Origin of the sequence: Ochrobactrum vermis (assembly GCF_002975205.1) — a bacterium.
In the GTDB taxonomy this organism is placed as follows: Bacteria; Pseudomonadota; Alphaproteobacteria; order Rhizobiales; family Rhizobiaceae; genus Brucella; species Brucella vermis.
This window is the reverse complement of record NZ_PCOC01000001.1, coordinates 1,924,409-1,943,112: the sequence shown is the minus strand read 5'-3', so window position 1 is coordinate 1,943,112 and position 18,704 is coordinate 1,924,409. Positions and strand designations below refer to the sequence as shown.

The following is an 18,704-nucleotide window of genomic DNA, read 5'->3' as shown; positions in this document are numbered from 1 at the left end:
ATTGGCCGGATCAATAGAGAACGCGCTCGTTGAGCTTCGTTATTGTCTCGCTGGCATCGGAAACGCCGTGTTCTTCCATGAGGCAGGACCAGCCGCCGTCAGGACGTTTATCGATATTGAATATGTTATAGCGGGCGGCGGGTTTATGGCCGCCGAAATTCTGGCTTGCAGACGGTACGCTGATAACGGGAATCTTGCCGTCCGGTCCGTCGATCTCATAATGCGTGATCAGATGCGTATGGCCGTGAAGAACCAGCTCTGCACCACGCTTGCGTATGATCTTCTGAAAACGGCGAATGCCGTAAAGGCGTTTATGGGCAGGCGTCGCGCCATAGATGGGCGGGTGATGGATCATCACGATACGGAAGAGCCCGCGGGCACCGGCTTCATCGAGCATTGCAGCCAGACGTTTCCCTTGTTCAGACCGGAAGTCGCCGCTGGCCATGAAGGGAGCTGTCGCGCGCGCCGAAGAAACACCGATCAGCGCAACGGGTCCACGCACGCGCATATAGGGGAATTGCGGACGATTGCCGTGATTGTCGATGCCGTCACCGCGCATCCACGGTTCCCATTTCCGGCACGACTTGTCGAGCGCGCCGGGCACATAGGCGTCATGATTGCCGGGAACCACCGAAACATCATCCGGCTTGCCCAATTTGGACAGCCACTCATGGGCGATGTCGATTTCCAGATTGAGCGCCAGATTGACGAGATCGCCCGTCACCGCGATGTGGTCGGGTGATTGCGCCTGCATGTCGGTAATGAGCGTGTCCAGCACGGTTCCATGCATCGCGTTCTTGCGATTGCGCAGCCAGTTGATGTAGCCGGTGATGCGTTTCGATGCCAGTTCGCGATATCTCACGCGAGGCAAAGGCGAAAGGTGTATATCGGAGATGTGCGCGAGACGGAACATCAGGCTCATTTACTGTATTATCTTTAAAATCGAAACCTGTTTAGCGACTTTTTGTTGATGTCATTGCTGTTTTGGATAGAGGTATATTGCCTCGCGGAGAGACGGTATGCGCTTTCGTCATTTCATATTTCATACTTATTTTTTAATGCGACGCCCGATGACGCTGGGCGTCAGGGCTATTGTCTTCGATGAAAAGAAGAATTCCGTTTTTTTGGTGAAGCACACTTATGTGCCCGGATGGCAATTGCCGGGCGGAGGCGTCGAACGCGGCGAAACCTTCGGGCAGGCGTTGGAAAAGGAATTGCGCGAGGAAGCCAATATTGTTCTGAAAGGCCCGCCACAGCTTTTTGCGCTTTACAAGAATGCGCATGCATCGCCGCGTGATCATGTGGCGCTCTATATATGCAGGCAGTTCGAGCAGACAGCACCGCGATTGCCGGACAGGGAAATTGCGGAATGCGGGTTTTTCCCGCTGGATGATCTGCCGGAAGGAACGACACCGTCCACCAAGCGGCGCCTGCAGGAAGCGCTTCACGATCTGGAACCACTGCCGCTTTGGTGAAGGCACGACTGCCGCGCCTTCACCGGAACGATGATTGATTAGAAGCGGTAGGTGATACCCGTACCAATCAGCCAAGGGTTAAGCTTGGCCTTGCCGCTGACTTCCACGCCGCCAGCAAGAGTGGCGTCGAATTTTGGTTCGAGGAACAGTTTCTTGACGTCGAAGTTCACGCCCCAATGTTCGTTGAGCATGTAGTCGAAGCCGATCTGCAGTGCGCCGCCGAATGCATTCTTGACCTTCAGATATTCAACGCCGGTCGCATCCTGATTGTAGAACATGGTGTAGTTCACGCCTGCACCGACATAAGGCTTGAAGGCACCGAAATTGGTGAAGTGGTACTGCAGGGTAAGGGTCGGAGGCAGAATCCATGCCTTGCCGATCTTGCCCAATCCGTCGATTGAGCCGGCGCCGTTGATATTGGCGTAAGTCGTGCCGAGAATGAGTTCGGCTGCGAAATTGTCCGTAAAGTAATAGGTGATGTCGAGTTCAGGCGTGATCGACTTCGAATAATCGAGATCCGAACCTGAAACACCGTTCACATAGCCGGAATTCTGGGGAACGACGCCAAGTGCGCGCACGCGGATCTGCCATGGCGACAGGGCTTCGGGCACGGCCTGAATTTCAGACGCAGGCTGGGCTACGATGGCGTCCGCAGCGAATGCAGCCGGTGCGGTAAATGTCAGCGCGGTCGCAGCCAGCAATCCCTTCGTGAAGCGGTTCATCTTCTCTCTCCTTAAGTCGTGGTCGGTCCTGGGATAGTAGTGATGTGTGCAATCTGAACCGCGCAGCGAAACGCCCCATTGATCGAAATCAAAGGGGCGCAAGAGATTTGAGAGAGTGCTGATGTTCTAGCTATAGTGTTGCAGGAAGAACGCAGTTCCTCGGGTCAGGCCTTCGGGAAACGATCCCGGTCATGAGGCGCAGAAAAATCGATTTCCGGCCCCTCGGGAACGATCCTTGTCGGATTGATGTTCTTGTGGCTGCGATAATAGTGGCCCTTGATGTGTTCCATGTTCACTGTCGAGGCCACACCCGGCACCTGATAGAGTTCGCGCGTGTAATTCCAGAGGTTCGGGTAATCGGCAAGGCGACGCAGATTGCACTTGAAATGGCCGACATAGACCGGATCGAAGCGCAACAGCGTCGTGAACAGCCGCCAGTCGGCTTCGGTCAGGCTGGAACCGGTCAGATAACGCTGGCGGGAAAGGCGGTCTTCGAGCGAATCGAGTGCCGCAAACAATTGCCCGAACGCTTCCTCATAGGCCTCCTGCGTCGTGGCGAAACCGGCGCGATAGACCCCATTGTTGATATTGGGGTAGATGAAGTCGTTGAGCGCATCGACTTCGCTGCGCAGTGCTTCCGGATACAAATCGAGGGAAGCATCACCAAAGTCGTTGAAGGCGGTGTTGAGCATGCGAATGATTTCCGACGATTCGTTGGACACGATCGTCTGGCGCTGCTTGTCCCACAGAACCGGAACGGTGACGCGGCCGGAATAGTTCGGATCGGCGCGGGTGTAGATTTCATAAAGCCGCTTCGAGCCGTAGAGCGCATCGCCGGTGCTGCCGGTCGTGCCGGAGAATGTCCAGCCTTCATCGGCCATCAGATAGTCCACGACCGATACTGAAATGACGTCTTCCAGTCCCTTCAGCGCACGGAAGATCAGCGTGCGATGTGCCCACGGACAGGCATAGGAAACGTAGAGATGATAGCGCCCCGGTTCAGCCTTGAAGCCGCCTTCGCCGGTCGGACCGGCGCTGCCATCTGCGGTTACCCAGTTGCGAAATTGCGATTTCGAACGCTCAAAACGACCTTTTGTGCTCTCGGTGTCGTACCAGGCATCATGCCATTTGCCATCGACCAGAAGTCCCATGAGATTTCTCCTTTTGGAAAGAGAATAGGGCTAGAACCGTCATTTTGCAGCATCGCAAGCCGTGAACAGTGCGTAACGGTGCCAAAAAGATCAATTCAAACCGCCATTTTGAAAAAAATAGTTTTACCTCTGTCCAATTTGGTGTAATGCAACTTCCAAATTGCGGTCATCCAAACTCTGGCCGCCGAGGAGAATGATTAATGGAAATGCTTTTCATCCGACGATGAAACTTGGACCGTGCCCAACCGCGCGGAATGCATTCCATTGACCTGACGGTCCCCGACTTCTCCTATTGCGATCTAAGCCCATGCAGCAGCTTGAACTGACCTACGCGCAGGAATGCCCGGCGCACGACATTGAAATCGAAGCCATCAATGCCGAAGCTTTCGGACCGGGACGGTTTACCCGTGCCGCGCATTTCATCCGCGAAGGCGGTCCGCACGCTCTCGACCTTTCCTTCGTTGCGCTTATGGGCGGTATCGTGGTGGGGTCGGTGCGGCAGACGCCGGCTGTGATCGGCAAGACACCCGCACTCCTGCTCGGACCGCTTGCGGTCAGGCCTGAATGGAAGAAGCGGGGTATTGGCGGCAAGCTGATGCGCATGTCGCTGGAAGCGGCGACGAAAGCCGGTCACAAGCTGGTCATTCTTGTCGGTGACGAGCCTTACTATGCTCCGTTTGGCTTCAAGATGGTGCCGCCCGGTTCGATGATCATGCCAGCGTCGGTCGATCCGCGCCGGATGCTCGCCTGCGAACTGACCGCCGGTGCCGCAAGCGGTGTCAGCGGCACCGTGCGTCATGCCAACCGGGCTTCTCTGTAGTCTCTGCGAAACGCTTACCCTCGATCCTTCGGCAAGCTCAGGATGAGGGCATTGGGTGAGGGGCGGGTTAACGCCCTTCGCGATACCACATGCTGCCGAAGACGAAGAGCAGCAGGCCGAGTGCCAAAAAGCCAGAGAACAGTGGCAGGCGATTGACGCTTTTCAGTTGCGTATCCGACGTCTCACGCAAGCCGATCCAGTCATTGCCGCTGGCCGCACGATTGCTGCCGACTGCGGTGATCGTGGGAACCCGTATCGAACTGTCGGCACTCGCATGCACGCGATGGACCGAGCCGCCGGTCGCCTCGGCAAGTGGCTTCAGGCGACCTGCCGTGGAGATGCTGTCTGCAAATTCCGGCGCATCGATCGGCCCTACATGGGCCAGTGCTTCCAGATCGCCGTTCTTCACCCGGAAGATACCGATCTCGTCCGTTTGCAGCGAACCTTCGAACAGGCCCGGCTTGCTTTGCACCAGATTGACCTGCAATGCCTTGCCGGAAGGTGTCGTAACGGCCGCTGTACCCGGATTATCGCCCATGGTCTGGCGACGGATGGAAAGCGTGCGGCCATTGCCCGTTGCTGTGAGCGCTTCCTCCTCCAGCTCAGGTTCCTGCATCAGCCAGTGGGCAATGCGACGATAGAGGGAAGCATAGGGGCCCCCACCTTCGAAACCACGCGCCCAAAGCCAGCCCTGATCGGAGAGGAACATGCCGACGCGGCCTTTTCCGACGCGGTTGAGCACCAGCAGCGGCTTGTTGTCTGCACCGCTCATTACCGTTTCGCCCTGCGGCGCGGTGATGTCGATGGTGCGGAACCAGCGGCTCCAGTGCGGCGGTTCCTGTTCGCTGCCGTCGAGGCCGCGCGTGACAGGATGGCGTTTGCCAATATTCGTGAGGCGGGGATAGAACGCCTTCTCCGTCACGGCTCCGGTGGGCATGGCTGGCAGGGCGCTATAAAGCGGCGTACGTGCAATCGACATGTCGCCTGCATATTCCGGTCCGGCTGCGACCAGCAGCGCACCGCCATTTTCCACATATTGCGCGATGTAATCGTAATAGAGCAGCGGCAGCACATCGCGGTGCTGGTAGCGGTCGAGAATGATGAGATCGAACTCGTTGACCTTGTCCACGAAGAGTTCACGCGTCGGGAACGCGATCAGCGACAATTCGTTGATCGGTGTGCCGTCCTGCTTTTCCGGCGGGCGCAAAATGGTGAAGTGAACCAGATCGACGGCAGCATCGGATTTCAGCAGGTTGCGCCAGGTGCGCTCGCCATTGTGCGGCTCGCCGGAGACGAGCAGAACGCGCAGGTTCTCACGAACGCCGTCCACGGTCGCCACGGCACGATTGTTGGTGTCCGTTACTTCACCGGGAAGCGCTGGCGTGGCGACTTCGACAATGTTCACCCCGGCGCGCGGCAGGGTGATGGTGATCGGAGTTTCCTGCCCGACCTGCGCTTCTTCCTCGCTGACGGTTTCGCCATTGACGCGGATTTCGACCGGCGCAGGACTGCCGAGGCTCTTGCCTTCATCGATAACCGTAAATGACATTTCGAGCGGCTTGCTGCTGATGCCATAGCGTGGCGCTTTATTGAAGCGGATACGACGGTCGAATTCGTCCGGTTTGCCGGTCACAAGCCCATGCAGCGGTGCATCGAAACCGAGCGCATTCTTGTTGGCGGGGATATCGTGCACCTGACCGTCGGTAATCATGATCGCACCTGCCACGCGGGATGGCGGCACGTCGAGAAGCGAACGCGCCAGCGGTCCGAACAGCCGGGTTGCGTAACCGTCTTCGTTTTCACCGGGTTTGCCAGCTTCCACCACGCGGGTTTCAAATTGCGGCATGGTTGCAAGCTGGTCCTGCACCGCCTTCAAGGCGGCATCCGTATCGGCACGGCGGCTTCCGAGTTCCTGGCTCTGGCTCCGATCCACCACCACAGCGACCACGCTTTTCAGCGCTTCGCGTTCTTCATTGATGATGACAGGATTGAAAAGAGCAAGCGCAAGCGCTGCCGCGGCCAGCAACCGGATCAGACCACCGCGCATCCGCAAGGCGATAGTTGCCAGCACCAGAAGTGCAAGCGGCACGAGAATGGCGATCAGCCATGGCGTGGAGAGGAAGGGGTCGAACTCGATATTCATGCCCGCCTCCTTCTCTGTTGCTTGAGCATGCTTTTACCGGAAAACCGGTTCCCATTTTTCCGAAACATGCTCTAATTCCCCAGCCGTTCGATCAGGTCCTTGGCGTGAACCTGATCGGACTTGTAGTTGCCGGTCAGCATATACATCACGATGTTCACACCGCCGCGAATGGCATAGATGCGCTGCATCGGATCATTCGGCACGGTCGGAAGCAGCGGATTGCCCTGATCATCGACAGCCCATGCGCCCGCAAGATCATTGGCCGTAATCATGATCGGCGTCACACCGTCTCCGGTACGCACTGGACGATCGTGTGATGACGCGTTCGGTGTCGAGGCTTCGACCCAGAGCGGGCTTCCTTCATAGCGGCCCGGAAAGTCGGGCATGATGAAGAAGGATTTGGTCAGCACGTGATCGTCCGGCACGGGTTCAAGCGGAGGAACGTTCATCCCGTCGAGAATGGCGCGCAGGCGCTGGTTGGCAGGTGAGGCGGACGGATCGAGACTGGCTCCTGCCTGCAACTGGTCGCGCGTGTCGAAAAGCACCGTGCCGCCTTGCTGCATATAGGCATCGACCTTGGCAATCGCTTCCGGGCTTGGCATCGGCGTGGTGGGATCGATTGGCCAGTAGATCAGCGGATAAAAGGCCAGTTCGTCCTTGGCGGGGTCGATACCGATAGGGTCACCGGGTTCAAGAGCGGTCTTGTCCGTCAATGCGAAGTTTAGGCCGCGCAGTCCTGCCTTGCTGATATCGTCGGTCTGGGCGCTGCCGGTGATGACATAGGCAAGATGCGTCTGCGAGACGGAGTTGATGATCGCCTCGTCTCCCGGCTTGCTGTCATCATGCACCTGCGCTTGAGGCTGAGGTTGGGCCTGAGCTTTTGCTTCGCCCATTCCGGAAGGAAGAAGATTGAAGGCGAGCGCACCGGTCAGCAGCACAGCAATCCCTGCTGCCTTGGCACGCACCTTCATGCGGCGACGGAAGGCACCGCGCAGCCACAGCATCAAAAGCGTATCAAGTGCGAGAAGCATTGCAGCGGTGGCAAAGAATGGCCCCGCCAGTGAAATCGACTGGTCCGATGTGTAGGAGGCAGGCGTTATTCCAACGGAAAGTGCCGGCTGGGCAATCGGTTGCAGCTTGATGTTCGCTCCTTCGAAGATATTGAGAGCTTTCAAACCGTCCTCATTGCCATAAAAGCCTGGCGGCGTGTTGATGCTGACGCTGACCTGCCTGTTCTTTTCGACAATCAGCGGCTTGGCTTCTGAAGTCGGCGGGGTCAGGGTGCCGGAAGCCGAAAGGAGCTGGTAAGGCGGCAGCGAGACCGAAGCCTGATTGTCCTGCGCGCCGGTTCTCTGCGACAGCGACACGATGCGGCGCAGCATTTCCACGAAGGAGCCCGAAATGGGCAGGCTCGACCAACTGGCATCCGGAGAAATGTGGAACAAAACGATATTGCCACGCCCGCGCTGTTCGCCTGTTACCAGCGGTGTTCCATCCTGAAGAATGGCGTAAGCCTTGTCATTGAGATCGAATGACGGCTCGGCAAGGACTTGCCGGGTGACAGTCACATCATCTGGCACAGCCAGACCTGCGAAAGGCCCCTTATCCGGGAATGTGCGTAATTTCTGCGGTTCGGACCACGACAGCGTTCCGCCCAAGGCGCGCTCGCCCTTGCGCAGTTTTACCGGCAGGAGCGGGTCGTTGTCGCTGGCACCGGCAAGACGCGGGCCTGCAAATCGCACGAGTGTGCCGCCGTCTTCGATCCATTTGGAAAGCTGTTCGGTGACAGGCTGCGGCAACGTGCCGATATCGGCCATGATGAGGATCGATGGCTTTGCGTCCAGCACTTCCGGCACGGATTGCAGAAGATCGGCAGAGCGCGGTTCGATCAGATTGACGTAGGGCGAAAGCGCCCGGGAAATATAATGCAGCGGCGAGAGCAGCGGCTGTGCCAGATCACCGTCACCGCTGGCGATAAGGCCGACCGTGCGTCGTTCCGATCCCGCGTCGATGAGCCGGGTCGCGCCTGCCTGCTCGATACCGTCAACACGGATCAGGCGGAAATCATTGCGAAGCTCCACCGGCAGGTTGAACCGTGCTGTGCCTTCCGCGCTTCCAAGCGCGAAAGAAAGCGGCGCTTCGGCGATGCGGCGTCCCTTGTCGTCATAGGCAGCGGCCGTGAGCGTGCGTGGTGCCGACACGCCTTCCGGGCGAATAGCGACGGCTTCCAGACTGTCAGCCTTGTTGTCTATGCCGGTCAGCGCAAAGGTGCGGCTGAGGCTGGCTCCATACCAGAGAACGGAGGCCAGATGCCCTGACTTGTCCAGTTCCGCAAAGGTTTCCGCATCACCTTGCGATGCCAGCCCGTCACTCATGAAGGCAAGACGAACCTTTGTATCTGCGGGCAGGGCGGATACCAGCCGTTCCATTGCCGACTTGCGGTCGACCGGGATCGGGCGCGGCTCCAGTGCCTGAAGACGCTCGGTAGCGCTTTTGCCGTCATAGGGGCCGATTTCGGCATTGGCCGGTTCCGCCGAGCCCACGATGTAGATCGGCGCATCGGTGCCCTCCGCATCGGAGATGAGTTTTTCGGCAGCATTGACCTGCTGTTGCCAGTCCTCGGCGGAAGCCCAGCCATTATCGATGACGATGGCGAGCGGTTCATCGCCTGCAAGCACAACAGGACGTGGATTCCAGACCGGTGAGGCAAGTGCGAGAATGACGAGCGCGGCAATAAGAAGCCGTAATAGTGTCATCCACCACGGGCTTTTCGACGGCACTTCCTCACGCTTGAAGACCTGCGCCAGAATGCGGAGCGGCGGAAAGGTTTCCTCCTGCGGACGCGGCGGCGTCATGCGCAGAAGCCACCAGATGACCGGCAGGGCGATCAGTCCTGCGAGGATGAGCGGCGAGCCGAAGGCGAGCGGCAGAAAATTCATAAGCGGGCTCCTCCCGCTGCTGGCAGGGCGGCGCTTAAATTTCCGCTGGTGCTCAATGCGTCATGAAGGCGTGCCAGCGCTTCCGCCGTCGGCCTGTCCGTTCGGTGAACGGTATAGCTCCAGCCAAGCCGCTTGCAGAAATCCGACAGGGTTTCACGGCGGGCGATGTAGAGGCGGCGATAGTCATCAGCATAGGTCTCGGCCCGACCGGCGACGAGTGTGGCGCCGGTTTCGGGATCGCGAAATTCTGTGCGGCCGGAATAGGGAAATGTCTCTTCCGCCGGATCGGCAACTTCCACCAGATGCGCGCGGACACCGCGTTGTGCCAGACGGTCGAGAAGGTCGGTCAGTTCATCGAACGGATGCAGGAAATCGGATACGAGGACGACTTCGGAAAAGCGGCGGATCTGGCCGATGTCCGGCAACGCTGCAACGGGGGCTTCGTGCATCAGCGCGCCCGCCAGACGCTCGGCTCCGTTACGGGCCGAAAAAGGCTGGATAAGCGCCGGAAAGGCGATGCGTTCGCCTGAACGCGACAGAAGCTCGGCAAGAGCGAGTGTCAGCACGAGCGAACGTGCTTCCTTGGAAACGGGTGCGAGCTGCGAGCGATAGAGCATCGAGGGGGAGAAATCGCACCAGAGCCAGACCGTATGGGCGGATTCCCATTCGCGGTCGCGCACATAGGTATGATCGTCGCGGGCGGAGCGCCGCCAGTCGATGCGCGCAAGGGATTCGCCGTCCACATAGGGGCGGAACTGCCAGAAATTTTCGCCCGGACCACGTTTGCGCCGTCCGTGCCAGCCGTTCATGACGGTGTTGACCACGCGCTGAGCTTCAACCAGCAGATCGGGGATGGCCGCTGCTCGCGCACGGGCGCGGGCAAGTGTCTCCTTGCGATCTGCGGTGGAAACTTCTGCGCCAATGACCATCAGACGGCAGCCTTCACCAGATTTGCGATGACGTCGCGAATATGCATGCCATCGGCGCGCGCGGCGAAATTGAGCGCCATGCGGTGCTGAAGAACCGGCTCGGCCAGCGCCTTCACATCATCGACGGAAGGTGCGAGACGGCCGTCATAGAGCGCGCGGGCGCGGGCGCACAACATCAATGCCTGACTGGCGCGTGGGCCGGGGCCCCAGGCAATATGCTTCTTCGCATGATCGTTATCGGCATCGGGGCGGGCGGAGCGCACCAGCTTGAGGATCGCTTCCACGACGCTTTCCGATACCGGCATGCGTCGCACCAGCGTCTGCATTTCGATCAGCCGTTCGGCGTTGATGACCTCATGGGCCTTTGCTTCGGAAACACCGGTTGTTTCCAGAAGAATGCGACGCTCTGCATCCAGTTCAGGATAAAGAATGTCGATCTGCATCAGGAAGCGGTCGAGCTGGGCTTCCGGCAGCGGATAGGTGCCTTCCTGCTCCAGCGGGTTTTGTGTCGCAAGCACATGAAACGGTGCCGGGAGATCGTAGCGCTGGCCAGCGACGGTGACATGATATTCCTGCATCGCCTGCAGCAGCGCGGACTGGGTGCGCGGCGAAGCGCGGTTGATTTCGTCGGCCATCAGGAGCTGAGCGAAGATTGGGCCCTTGAGATAGCGGAACGAGCGGCGCCCGTCCGCATCCTGTTCCATGACTTCCGAACCGATGATGTCGGAAGGCATCAGGTCGGGCGTGAACTGGATGCGCTGGCCGGAGAGGCCGAGGACGGTTCCCAGCGTTTCGACCAGCTTGGTCTTGGCAAGACCCGGTACGCCGACGAGCAAAGCGTGCCCGCCAGCCAGAACGGCGACGAGCGCGCGCTCGATCACGTTTTCCTGACCGAAGATCACAGTCCCGACGCTTTCCTTGATGCGTGCGATGTCTGCGAGCGCCCGTTCGACCTCCGCAATGATCTTTTCGGGGATCTGTTCGGGATTGGCGGTTTCAGGCGTGATGACGACACTCATGGGAACCTCGCAATATGACCGCTCTGGCGGAACTGCCTCATAAATCGCTATATAATACTGACAAGCCGCGAAAGGGTGACTATTTCATGGCTTTGGGTCTATTTGCGCAGGAATAACCGAGTCGGATGAGAAAAAGCACCCCTGAAGGCAAAGACACGCCGCACAATTCCATGCGGAACACTGAGACGACCGGCGGACTGGAAGCCCTGATCGCGCGCGCCCATGCCGATGCGCAAGGCGGTCCGGCGACGAAAGAGCGCGGAATCCCGCCAGTTGAGCGCTGGAACCCGGATTTTTGCGGCGATCTCGATATGGAAATCAAGGCGGATGGCACCTGGTTCTATATGGGTACGCCGATTGGCCGCAAACAGCTTGTGCGGTTATTCTCGACCGTGCTGCGCAAGGATGACGATGGCCGAACCTATCTGGTGACGCCGGTGGAAAAAGTCGGCATCCGCGTCGAGGACGCGCATTTCATTGCGGTGGAGATGGAAGTTTCCGGCGAAGCCGAAGCGCAACTGCTGACGTTTCGCACCAATGTGGGTGACGTCGTGACCGCCGATGCGCAGCATCCCTTGCGCTTCGTGATCGAGCGGCCAGACGGTGGTCTCAAGCCTTACCTGCTTGTTCGCGGACGGCTGGAGGCATTGATCGCGCGTGCTGTCATGTATGATCTGGTGGCGCTTGGCGAGGAAATCGAAATCGACTGCGTGCCGACATTTGCCATTCGTTCAGGCGGCGTGGTCTTTCCGATCATGGCTTCCGATGCGCTGGAGGCTGCACTTCAATGAGTGAATTCCCCGCTTTTTCAGCCGGTGATTTTGCCGAACGGGTTCGGCAATGGCGCCCAGACCACGATGATCTGATCGGCGATCATTCGCTTAATCCCGATATTACACAATTGATGAAGATGGCTAAGATGCGCGACGCTGCCGTGCTGGTGCCGGTGGTCGATCGCGGATCGGAAGCCACGCTTCTTCTGACTCAACGCACCGATACACTGCGCAAGCATTCCGGCCAGATCGCCTTTCCGGGCGGCGCAATAGACCCGGAAGATGGCACAGCTGAGCGGGCAGCGCTTCGCGAGGCGAATGAGGAAATCGGGCTGGCGGCAGATCGTGCGGAGATCATCGGCAACCTGCCGCGTTATCTCACCGGCAGCGGTTTTTCGATCACGCCCATTCTGGCGGTGGTGAAAACGCCGTTTGACGTTCATCCGAACCCGGATGAAGTCGCAGATATTTTCGAGGTGCCGCTTTCCTTCCTGATGAACCCGGAGAACCACCGGCGTGAAAGCCGGGTATTTGACGGCAAGGAACGCTTTTTTTACGCCATGCCCTATCACGAGCGATTCATCTGGGGGGCAACCGCCGGTATCATTCGCGGACTTTATGAAAGGCTCTACGTTTGAGCGAGAATAAGAATATTTCCGGCAAGGCGGAATGGCTGAAAGCAAAGCCGTTGCAAGCCCTGTTCAAAGCGCTGAACAGTGATGATGGCGAGGCACGTGTCGTGGGTGGCGCGGTGCGTAACACGCTGCTCGGCACAAAGGTCAGCGATGTCGATCTGGCAACGACGCATCTGCCGCAGGATACAGTCAGACTGGCGAACGAGGCCGGTTTCAAGCCGGTGCCGACCGGCATCGAGCATGGCACGATCACAGTTGTCGTGCAGGGCCATCCGTTTGAGGTCACGACGCTGCGGCAGGATATTGAAACCAACGGCCGCCATGCCAAGGTCGCCTTTGGGACCGACTGGAAAGCGGATGCGGAGCGGCGCGACTTCACCATCAATGCGCTCTATGTGACGGCTGACGGCACGATCATCGATCATGTCGGCGGTCTTGCCGATATCGAGAGCCGGACGCTGCGCTTCATCGGCGACGCGGAACAGCGCATTCGCGAGGACTATCTGCGCATCCTGCGCTTCTTCCGTTTCTTCGCCTGGTATGGTTCGGGACGGCCCGAGGCTGACGGCTTGCGAGCCAGCGCTCGGTTGAAAGACGGGCTTGAGCAGCTTTCCGCCGAACGGGTCTGGTCGGAACTGAAAAAGCTCCTGTCTGCTCCCGATCCGTCACGCGCGCTCTTGTGGATGCGACAGGCGGGCGTGCTGAACCTTATTCTGCCTGAAAGTGAGAAATGGGGTATCGACGCCATTCATGGGCTGGTGCGGACCGAGACCGATCTTGGCTGGCAGCCCGATCCGCTTTTGCGGCTTGAGGGCATTATTCCGCCCGACAGCGTGCGGATGGAGGAGATGGGCAAGCGGCTGAAAATGTCGAATGCGGAAAGGGCGCGCCTTGAAGCATGGGCACGCGCCGATGCGGTCAAGCCGGAACTTTCCGAACAGGCGCTGAAGAAAACAATCTATCGTGGCAGCAAACAGGCTGTGCTGGATCGTATTCGTCTGGCCTATGCGGCGGCGAGGGCCGACGCTGCGGGCAGCGACGATGCGATGATCCGCGCCGGTGGCTTCGCGCGCCTGCTGGATGCCGCCGAACATTACGACGCCCCTGTTTTCCCCGTCACGGGCAGCGATCTCCTGGCCTTGGGTATCCAGAAGGGACCGGGACTTGGAGAGGCATTGCGGTCCCTTGAAACTTTCTGGATAGACTCCGGTTTTAGCCTTGACCGTGCCACGCTTCTGGGCAAGCTTGATCGTGATAAATTGAACAACTGACGGCTTGCTTGCAAATTTCAGCCGTAGTTTCATCGCTTTATGACTGGAGCATGTTTCCCAAAAGTGGGAACCGGTTTTGGGATAAAACATGCCCAAAACAGGTAATGAGAACTTTTTAGCGCGCGTTTTGAAAGAGCATGAGATGTCCAATCCCGATACATCGATACAAGACAAGGCAGCTACCGATCCGCAGCAGAAGTTTGGCACAGAAGGCCTTGCCGCAATGGACAGGCCGAGCAAGGTCACCCGTTTTTTCATGGGGATCGTATCCTGGGCCGAAGGTCTCAATCTGAAATATGCCAAGCTTGGCAATCCGCCTGTCTATGACAATGCGACCTTCCCGTGGTCAGCCGAGATCGAGAAGGAATGGCCCGCCATCCGCAAGGAGCTGGAAAAGGTTCTTCTGCGCCAGAGCGAACTGCCTTCCTTTCAGGATATTTCGACCGATGTGAAGACAATCTCGACCGACAATCGCTGGAAGACCTTCTTCCTGCTCGGTTTCGGTGTGAAGGCGGAACAGAACATCAAGGCTTGTCCGGAAACGTGGCGTATCGTCAACAAGATCCCCGGCCTGACGACAGCGATGTTTTCCATCTTCGAGCCGGGCAAGCATCTGCCGCCGCATCGCGGGCCCTATAACGGCGTGCTGCGCCTGCATCTTGGCCTCATCGTGCCAGAGCCGAATGACAAGCTTGCCATTCGCGTGGACAAGGAAGTCTGCCATTGGCATGAAGGTAAGGTGCTGATTTTCGACGATGCCTATGAGCATGAGGCGTGGAATCACACCGACAAGACACGTGTGGTTTTGTTCGTCGATTTCGTGAAGCCGCTGAAGTTCCCGGCCCGGCTGGTCAACTGGTGCCTGATGAACCTCGCGATCTTCACCCCCTTCATCAAGGAAGGGCTGGATAATCACAATGAGTGGGAGAAGAAGTTCTACGCGGAAGCGGAAAAGCTTCGTAACCAGCCGAAGAGCTGAACGGTTTGACACCGACGCTCAGCGCTTATAAATGAGCAGGAGGGCGACAAGCCCTCCTGTTTTTATGTGTTCCCTGTTGGCTGCCACTTTGGGTTTTGCCGGGAATACCGTGATGAGGAATTGTTGATGCTGGAGATTGTAGGAAGCCTTTGATCGTTCCGAACAAGCTGTAGATGGCAGGCGCCGAGAGCGTCTGACCGGCAGTGTTCAGGAGCGGAAACGGCATTGGCCGTGGATGGTTTACCATCCGCGAGCGCTGGTGCTTGTCATGGTTTCCATCCAGGCATGAACAACAATGAATATCTCACGCATGGAACAGCGCGTATTGCACGTGCTGGCGCAGGGCGGTTACATCCGTCATCTGCGCGAAGACGGACGTATCTGCGAAATCGAATGCTTTACCCGTGAAGGCTATCTGCTTTCCGATTGCACGATGGCAGTTTTCCAGCAATTGCGTCGCAAGCGACTGATCGAATCCCGAACGGGTAGTCCTTATCGCATCTCGTTCAAAGGGCGCGAAAATGTGCGCGCTCAGCTCAATAACCGGTGAAGGAGAGCGTCATGCATATTCGCAGGGAAACGTCTGAAGACGCTACCGAAATCCGCCACCTGACGGATGAAGCATTCCGTACCGTGGCTTATAGCAACCAGAAGGAAGGCGAGATCATCGATGCGCTTCGTGCTGCAAAAGCACTTACCTTGTCGCTGGTTGCGGAAGGGGACGGGCAGGTTCTCGGCCATGTCGCCTTCTCGTCCGTCCTGATCGACGGCGAGGATAAGGGTTGGTATGGGCTTGGTCCTGTTTCGGTTCGTCCCGACCGGCAAGGCGAGGGGATAGGCGGCAAGCTTATCCGCGAGGGCCTTGCCACTCTGCGGCAGGAAGGTGCCAAGGGCTGCGTTCTTCTGGGCGATCCCGGCTATTACGGGCGCTTCGGTTTCAAGGCCGATGTGCGGCTGAAACTGCCGGGCGTGCCAGCGGAATATTTCCAGTGTCTGGCCTTCGGGCCGGACATGCCGGAAGGCGACGTCGCCTATCATGCCGCATTCGATGCATAAAAGCATTTCCAGTAAAAGTGCGCAGCGGTTTTGCGCAGGATAATGCGTAGAAACAGACAAAGGGCCGGGAAACCGGCCCTTTATTCATGACTGTTACGGCCACTTCACCACAGGCGGCATGGAAGACAGGATGGAATTCACATTGCCACCGGTCTTGAGACCGAAGATCGTTCCGCGGTCGTAAAGCAGGTTGAACTCGACATAGCGGCCACGGCGGATGAGCTGTTCGTTGCGATCCGCGTCGGTCCAGTCCTTGTTGAAGTTCTGACGCACCAGATGCGGATAGACGACGGAAAAACCGCGGCCCACATCGCGCGTATAGGCAAAATCCGCGTCCCATCCGCCTTTTTCATCAGACGAATGCAGCCAGTCATAGAAGATGCCACCGGTGCCGCGCGGTTCATTGCGATGCGGCAGGAAGAAGTACTCGTCGCACCAGTCCTTCACGCGCTGATAATCGACGATATCCTTGTGCTTCTCGCAGATGAAACGGAAAGCCTTGTGGAAGGCAAGCGTGTCCGGGTCATCCTGTGTGCGGCGGCTGTCCAGAACCGGCGTGAGGTCAGCGCCGCCGCCGAACCACTGGCGCGTGGTCACGACCATGCGCGTGTTCATGTGGACGGCAGGCACATTCGGGTTCTGCGGATGGGCGATGAGCGAAATGCCGCTGGCCCAATAACGCGGGTCTTCCTCTGCACCGGGGATCTGCTTGCGGAATTCCGGTGAGAACTCGCCATAGACCGTCGAGACATGCACGCCGACCTTTTCGAAGACGCGACCATGCATGATCGACATGACGCCACCGCCGCCACGGCCTTCATCCTTCTGCCACGGGGTGCGAACGAAACGTCCGGGTTCGCGATCCGAAAGCGGGCCCTGCAATTCATCCTCAAGTTGTTCGTAGCTTGCACAGATACGGTCGCGCAGTTCCTCGAACCAGCGCTGCGCCGCCTGCTTTTTGTCTTCGATGTCTGTCGGGATGATTGCCGGAATTTCGTCGCGTTGCATTGTCTGGTTCCTTCCGGCGCGGTTTGCCGGATCGCTCGGCGGTATCGCGCAAGCCAAGGTTAAATGGATGAACTATTGTTTCATGGCTTATCAAAGTCCGCGACTGGCGCAAAGCGCGAAGCGTGTGATCGCAGGGCAGTATAGACCCTCTCCCCAAGAAAAGACTCGTCTTTGTGAAACTGCTCCCCTATCTTTCTCTACCTAGGGTTTGGAAGTCATTCAGTTCCGGTTTTGCCGGGAGGGCATCGCATGACAGTAGCACCGCCCCGTCCACCGCTCGAAGGCTTGCGCAAGCAGCTTCAGAAGAGCCGTGTCCAGAAAGGCTTGAAGCAAAGCCGCATGCCGCGCGATGGGTTCGTTCGTGAGACATTCACCCTGCCGAGGCTGGCGGCGCGCGAAAAAGCGCGCGAATGGTTTGAGACATTCCCCAAGGCGGCCTATTGGACCGAAATCGAAAGCTGGTGCGAGCGGCCGGATGATGTGATCGAATTCACCATGCGCCGGCTGGAGACGGCCGATTGAGCCGCGCTTTAGAGCGCGTTTTGATCTGATTGAACCAGATCGGCTCTCTAAATGATTATTTTAACACGCATCTTATCTGAAAACCGTTTCACACTTTTCGAGATGCGCTTTAATCGCGACGGTCAAAGCCTTGAAATATGATTCAGATTAGAAGTCCCAAAGGCGCCCCATAGGGCGCCTTCTCTGTTTGAGTCGTTATACTGTTACAGCCTTATTTCGCCGTCGTTTGCGGTGCTTTTTCCCACGCATTCCAGTTCTGGATGATGCTGTCGGCATAGGCCTTGCCGACGCGATAGGCGTTGGTCGTGGCGAGCGGGAAACCGCCGGAGTTCGCGGCGAGCGATTCAGCCGCCGTCTGGTCCTTGCCCTGACGGTCGAAGTTCGACGCAGTACGCAGCAATGCAATGCGGTCGAAATCGAGCTTGCCCGCTTCGGCAGCGCGCTTCAGCGACGTCAGCGTGGCGTTGTCTTCCATCTGCGATGTGCAATAGTCGGCCTTGCCGTCAGTCAGAAGCTTCGACCATTCGGTCATGGCTTCGCCGAGCTTCGCACCATGCCAGTAGGTATCGCCCGAAGCCGTGTCGCAGACCGTGACCTTTGGCGCGCCGGTTGCGGCTTCTTGCGTGTAGTGCTTGCGATATTCCTTCGCTGCATCGCTATCGAGAAGTTCGACGCCCTTGGTCGTGGCCAGCGCGTAGTCGGCCAGCTTGCCGTTCAGTTCGAAGACTTCCGTGCCTGCCGCCCATTTCGGCTTTTCGCCGGGCTTTGCAGCGCCGAGGCCGAAGAAGTCCGTGGGCCAGCCTTCCGGTGCTTCACGAATATCGATGCGATGGTTGAGATTGGCATCGATGGAGTATTTTGCCCAATGCGCCGATCCGAGCGTGCCGTGCTTCGGGTCGACACCGGCAATGCCGGCGATCACGAAATAGGTGTGCGAGAGGTCGAGCTTGTCGCTCAGGGCCATGGCGGAAACCGAGCTTGCGGCATTGGCGAAGCCCATCGCCGTCGTCATGTGGCAGAGGCCTTCGGCGGTGCAGTCGATTTCCGGATATTCAGGATTGAGGCCCGGCAGCTTGATCTTCTGCGTGAATTTCTCGCCTTCAAGCCATGGCTTGGCTTCTTCGCCGAACATGGTGATGACCATTACCTTCGGGGCGATGGGCGAAGCTTCCTTGGCGAAGGCGGGGGCGCTTGCCAGCAGGGCAGAGGTGGAGACAGCAAAGGCAAGAGTGCGAATAGACAGGTTCATGGACGAAGCGAGC

At 58.2% G+C, this 18,704-nt stretch carries 18 protein-coding genes; 9 read left to right on the top strand and 9 right to left on the bottom strand.

The features are described 5' to 3' along the window. Positions 1 to 10: 10 nt before the first annotated feature. Complete coding sequence (locus tag CQZ93_RS09615) at positions 11 to 913, bottom strand: metallophosphoesterase family protein (protein ID WP_105542367.1); 903 nt, start codon at positions 911 to 913, stop codon at positions 11 to 13. Between the two features lie 106 nt (positions 914 to 1,019). Here CQZ93_RS09615 and CQZ93_RS09610 point away from each other — a divergent pair, with 106 nt between their 5' ends. After that, on the top strand, positions 1,020 to 1,475 hold the full coding sequence (locus CQZ93_RS09610) for an NUDIX domain-containing protein (protein ID WP_105542366.1): 456 nt from the start codon (positions 1,020 to 1,022) through the stop codon (positions 1,473 to 1,475). A 38-nt stretch (positions 1,476 to 1,513) separates the two neighbouring features. Here the strand turns inward: CQZ93_RS09610 and CQZ93_RS09605 are convergent, their stop codons facing one another. Together CQZ93_RS09605 and CQZ93_RS09600 are read right to left on the bottom strand one after the other, a co-directional pair. Continuing rightward, complete coding sequence (locus CQZ93_RS09605) at positions 1,514 to 2,197, bottom strand: OmpW/AlkL family protein (RefSeq protein WP_105542365.1); 684 nt, start codon at positions 2,195 to 2,197, stop codon at positions 1,514 to 1,516. Positions 2,198 to 2,361: 164 nt separating this feature from the next. Next, on the bottom strand, positions 2,362 to 3,348 hold the full coding sequence (locus tag CQZ93_RS09600) for a glutathione S-transferase family protein (protein ID WP_105542364.1): 987 nt from the start codon (positions 3,346 to 3,348) through the stop codon (positions 2,362 to 2,364). A 307-nt stretch (positions 3,349 to 3,655) separates the two neighbouring features. On the opposite strand from CQZ93_RS09600, the gene CQZ93_RS09595 reads away from it, so the two are divergent. Continuing rightward, on the top strand, positions 3,656 to 4,168 hold the full coding sequence (locus CQZ93_RS09595; protein ID WP_105542363.1) for a GNAT family N-acetyltransferase: 513 nt from the start codon (positions 3,656 to 3,658) through the stop codon (positions 4,166 to 4,168). Positions 4,169 to 4,235: 67 nt separating this feature from the next. On the opposite strand, the gene CQZ93_RS09590 is transcribed toward CQZ93_RS09595, so the two are convergent. From CQZ93_RS09590 to CQZ93_RS09575, 4 genes are all read right to left on the bottom strand, one after another. Further along, entirely contained in the window at positions 4,236 to 6,311 is a 2,076-nt protein-coding gene (locus tag CQZ93_RS09590; RefSeq protein WP_105542362.1) for a glutamine amidotransferase, read from the bottom strand. 71 nt (positions 6,312 to 6,382) lie between these two features. Then, positions 6,383 to 9,250 (bottom strand): DUF4159 domain-containing protein, encoded by a 2,868-nt coding sequence (locus CQZ93_RS09585; RefSeq protein ID WP_105542361.1) that lies wholly within the window; start codon positions 9,248 to 9,250, stop codon positions 6,383 to 6,385. Further along, on the bottom strand, positions 9,247 to 10,179 hold the full coding sequence (locus CQZ93_RS09580) for a DUF58 domain-containing protein (protein WP_105542360.1): 933 nt from the start codon (positions 10,177 to 10,179) through the stop codon (positions 9,247 to 9,249). Before CQZ93_RS09580 ends, CQZ93_RS09585 begins: the two co-directional genes overlap by 4 nt. Next, entirely contained in the window at positions 10,179 to 11,198 is a 1,020-nt protein-coding gene (locus tag CQZ93_RS09575) for an AAA family ATPase (RefSeq protein WP_105542359.1), read from the bottom strand. Before CQZ93_RS09575 ends, CQZ93_RS09580 begins: the two co-directional genes overlap by 1 nt. A gap of 125 nt (positions 11,199 to 11,323) precedes the next feature. On the opposite strand from CQZ93_RS09575, the gene CQZ93_RS09570 reads away from it, so the two are divergent. The 6 genes from CQZ93_RS09570 (at position 11,324) to CQZ93_RS09545 (ending at position 15,912) form a co-directional block, all read left to right on the top strand. After that, a complete protein-coding gene (locus CQZ93_RS09570; RefSeq protein ID WP_105542358.1) occupies positions 11,324 to 11,989 on the top strand; it encodes a DUF1285 domain-containing protein in 666 nt (221 codons plus the stop codon). Further along, positions 11,986 to 12,609, top strand: a complete 624-nt coding sequence (locus CQZ93_RS09565) for a CoA pyrophosphatase (protein WP_105542357.1) — start codon at positions 11,986 to 11,988, stop codon at positions 12,607 to 12,609. The genes CQZ93_RS09570 and CQZ93_RS09565 overlap by 4 nt, the downstream gene beginning before the upstream one ends. Beyond that, positions 12,606 to 13,877, top strand: coding sequence for a CCA tRNA nucleotidyltransferase (locus tag CQZ93_RS09560; RefSeq protein WP_105542356.1), 1,272 nt, complete (start codon positions 12,606 to 12,608; stop codon positions 13,875 to 13,877). Before CQZ93_RS09565 ends, CQZ93_RS09560 begins: the two co-directional genes overlap by 4 nt. 142 nt (positions 13,878 to 14,019) lie before the next feature. Continuing rightward, positions 14,020 to 14,856: an ornithine lipid ester-linked acyl 2-hydroxylase OlsC gene (gene olsC, locus CQZ93_RS09555; RefSeq protein WP_105542355.1), complete on the top strand. Its 837-nt coding sequence runs from the start codon at positions 14,020 to 14,022 to the stop codon at positions 14,854 to 14,856. Positions 14,857 to 15,151: 295 nt separating this feature from the next. Continuing rightward, positions 15,152 to 15,406: a YjhX family toxin gene (locus CQZ93_RS09550; RefSeq protein WP_105542354.1), complete on the top strand. Its 255-nt coding sequence runs from the start codon at positions 15,152 to 15,154 to the stop codon at positions 15,404 to 15,406. A gap of 11 nt (positions 15,407 to 15,417) precedes the next feature. Continuing rightward, positions 15,418 to 15,912 (top strand): GNAT family N-acetyltransferase, encoded by a 495-nt coding sequence (locus CQZ93_RS09545; protein ID WP_105542353.1) that lies wholly within the window; start codon positions 15,418 to 15,420, stop codon positions 15,910 to 15,912. Between the two features lie 93 nt (positions 15,913 to 16,005). On the opposite strand, the gene hemF is transcribed toward CQZ93_RS09545, so the two are convergent. Continuing rightward, a complete protein-coding gene (gene hemF, locus CQZ93_RS09540) occupies positions 16,006 to 16,920 on the bottom strand; it encodes an oxygen-dependent coproporphyrinogen oxidase (RefSeq protein WP_105542352.1) in 915 nt (304 codons plus the stop codon). A 249-nt stretch (positions 16,921 to 17,169) separates the two neighbouring features. On the opposite strand from hemF, the gene CQZ93_RS09535 reads away from it, so the two are divergent. Then, positions 17,170 to 17,442 (top strand): hypothetical protein, encoded by a 273-nt coding sequence (locus CQZ93_RS09535; RefSeq protein WP_105542351.1) that lies wholly within the window; start codon positions 17,170 to 17,172, stop codon positions 17,440 to 17,442. A 211-nt stretch (positions 17,443 to 17,653) separates the two neighbouring features. Here CQZ93_RS09535 and CQZ93_RS09530 read toward each other — a convergent pair whose 3' ends face one another. Continuing rightward, positions 17,654 to 18,691, bottom strand: coding sequence for a purine-nucleoside phosphorylase (locus tag CQZ93_RS09530; RefSeq protein WP_105542350.1), 1,038 nt, complete (start codon positions 18,689 to 18,691; stop codon positions 17,654 to 17,656). Positions 18,692 to 18,704 lie beyond the last annotated feature (13 nt).